The 2,436-nt window shown below is 43.1% G+C and carries 2 protein-coding genes and 1 tRNA gene; 1 reads left to right on the forward strand and 2 read right to left on the reverse strand.

Going from position 1 to position 2,436, the window contains the following annotated elements; genetic code table 11:
* Positions 1–66 precede the first annotated feature (66 nt).
* Positions 67–156: transfer RNA gene (locus L0J61_RS10520), tRNA-Ser, on the reverse strand.
* Between the two features lie 560 nt (positions 157–716).
* Here L0J61_RS10520 and L0J61_RS10525 point away from each other — a divergent pair.
* The gene (locus L0J61_RS10525) at positions 717–1,511 is read left to right on the forward strand and encodes a hydroxymethylpyrimidine/phosphomethylpyrimidine kinase (RefSeq protein ID WP_301466390.1); all 795 of its coding nucleotides are present in this window, start codon (positions 717–719) and stop codon (positions 1,509–1,511) included.
* Positions 1,512–1,645: 134 nt separating this feature from the next.
* Here the strand turns inward: L0J61_RS10525 and L0J61_RS10530 are convergent, their stop codons facing one another.
* Complete coding sequence (locus L0J61_RS10530) at positions 1,646–2,215, reverse strand: YggT family protein (protein ID WP_301466391.1); 570 nt, start codon at positions 2,213–2,215, stop codon at positions 1,646–1,648.
* Positions 2,216–2,436 lie beyond the last annotated feature (221 nt).

The following is a 2,436-nucleotide window of genomic DNA, read 5'->3' on the forward strand; positions in this document are numbered from 1 at the left end:
ATTAATCTGATAAACCAAAATTAACGACAGTATGCTGCGTTACTACTCTAATAACAACTGAATAAATGGCGGTGAAGGAGGGATTCGAACCCTCGATACGCTTACACGTATGGTTCCTTAGCAGGGAACTGGTTTCAGCCACTCACCCACTTCACCTAACGAAATAAGACACTTATAAAACATATAAATACAGCATCATGCTAGTGATGCGTCTCATGTCGTGGGCGATTATTATAACAAAGCAAAATTGAATTGCAAGCGTTGTCTACCAATTTAATCCTGCTTTTATCATAATTATTGGTTTAAATAATTTCGTCTCTTTCCTAGGGTGCTTTTTATCTTTCAAATAGTCATAAACACCAGATAAATCAAAGCCCAACAAAAACAACAGTGCATTGAACATCGAGTGTCGAATATTAAGTGTCGAGTATTAAGTATCGAGATTTTCGTCAGCTATTTTTCGATTATCCCCCAAAACACACCTTACTCTACTCTCGTCGTATCGTTATAACTTTCTATATAGCAGCAGAACAAACCCGATTTCACTGTACCGCGCTGCTATTTACTACGACGGCTGTATGACTATGGATTTTTTAGTAAGGGATGGCTATAGTGTTCAGGGTATGTTGAATATTCGACCATGGCATTGGTAAAGACGTTTATAAATGTTTAACACGCTCTACTATTTATTTATGCAATAAAGATCAGGAGGTTTTATGCGACCAGTGGTACTTTGTTTTTCAGGATTGGATCCATCAGGTGGTGCTGGGTTACAAGCAGACATAGAAGCCGTTGGTCAAGCAGGTGCGCATGCCGCCATCGCTTGTACGGCAGTCACCATTCAAAGCTCACAGCAAGTACTTGGTTTTGAAGCTTGTGCAGCCAGTCTCGTAAAGAATCAGGCCATGGCAGTACTTGATGATCTACCTGTTCAGGTTATCAAATCCGGTATGCTGGGTACCACTGACAACATTGCCATGCTGACTCGCTTATTTGCCGAGCACAGGATTGCTGCCGATACGCCATTTGTATTGGATCCAGTATTGGTCGCAAATAGTGGTGGCAGTTTGGGCGATGAGCAAACCTTAGTAACCGCGTTTAGAGAACTCATTGCTTACTCTACTTTGATCACACCAAATACGCATGAGCTACGTGCGCTGAGTGGTGAAGAGGACTTGCATATCGGTGCACAAAAACTATGCGCCCAAGGTGCTCATGCCGTATTGGTCAAAACCTCGCATGACTTTGAGAGCGGCGACATCAAGCAGTATCTTTATATAAAGGGTGAGATGGTTCATCAAAGTACTTTGCCACGCCTCAATGGTGAGTTCCATGGTTCCGGCTGCTCGCTAGCAAGCTTCATCGCCGGACGGTTGGCAATGGGTGACACACTTATCGATGCCGTTACCTCAGCAGACAACTGGATAACCCAAACACTACGGGCGGCTGACGTACCGCACCCTGATGATAGCAAAGCCCAGTTGATACCAAATCGCTTTATCCGCTCTTAAGCTGCTAAGTTGCTAAGTTGCTAAGCGCTTATTGGCTCACAAACAGCCACTAAAAAGGCGCTCTATCTCAGATAGAGCGCCTTTTCATTTGAATACTGTAACGCCTTTGCTTTAGTAACTTAGATTAGAGAAGATTAACCTAACATTTGCATAAAGTTGGCAGTCAAACCACCAATCAATATCTCGAGCAACCAAAAGGCCAAAAAGGCAACCATTGGTGACAAATCAAGCATACCCAAGTTTGGCGTGATGCGACGAAATGGTGCCAAGATCGGCTCTGCCAGCTGCATGATTATGCCGATTATCGGATGATCAGATCTGGTAAATACCACAATCCAACTGACGATAATCGAGCCAATCACCAAATAGCGACACATACGCAAAAAGTCTAAAATCAAACTGGTCGTACCAGTAAAGAACAATGGTACAGGAGCAATGCCTTGATGCGTCAGTGCAGCTTTACCAGAGATGTCAATTAAGCGAATCAAAAACATCAATACAATAGCCGCAAGACTGATACGACCGTCTGCAACCGTGGGGAATATGCGCCCAAAAACATCAACAACATGGGTCGCTTTGTAAGCAGGGGCAACCATCGGATTGCTAGCATCCATTCCTGCAAATTGTAGCATGAAACGAATAAACACTAACATCATGGCGAAGGTAGTGACCAAGTCAAAAATTTGAAATAACGCGTTGCTCATGGATGGCTACTCAATGTACATTATTAACAGGTTCTGGGATAGAAGTTTCATTATAAGGTATTTTAATCATGCTGTATGAGGCATCTCACGAATCATGACATGCCCCATCAATAAACGGCAAACCGTTAATGGTTTTCACTAGGGTGTGTATAGAATTCAAATCAGGGGCAACCAGATAAAGACACAAGCGAGCATTACCGCCGCTGCATAGCTATCTTTGA

Source organism: Psychrobacter sp. (assembly GCF_030457785.1).
Taxonomy (GTDB): domain Bacteria; phylum Pseudomonadota; class Gammaproteobacteria; order Pseudomonadales; family Moraxellaceae; genus Psychrobacter.

Bases quoted from the DNA above. Each gene is read 5' to 3' on its own strand.
- L0J61_RS10525 (WP_301466390.1), top strand. From the start codon at position 717: ATGCGACCAGTGGTACTTTGTTTTTCAGGATTGGATCCATCAGGTGGT.
- L0J61_RS10530 (WP_301466391.1), bottom strand. From the start codon at position 2,215: ATGAGCAACGCGTTATTTCAAATTTTTGACTTGGTCACTACCTTCGCC.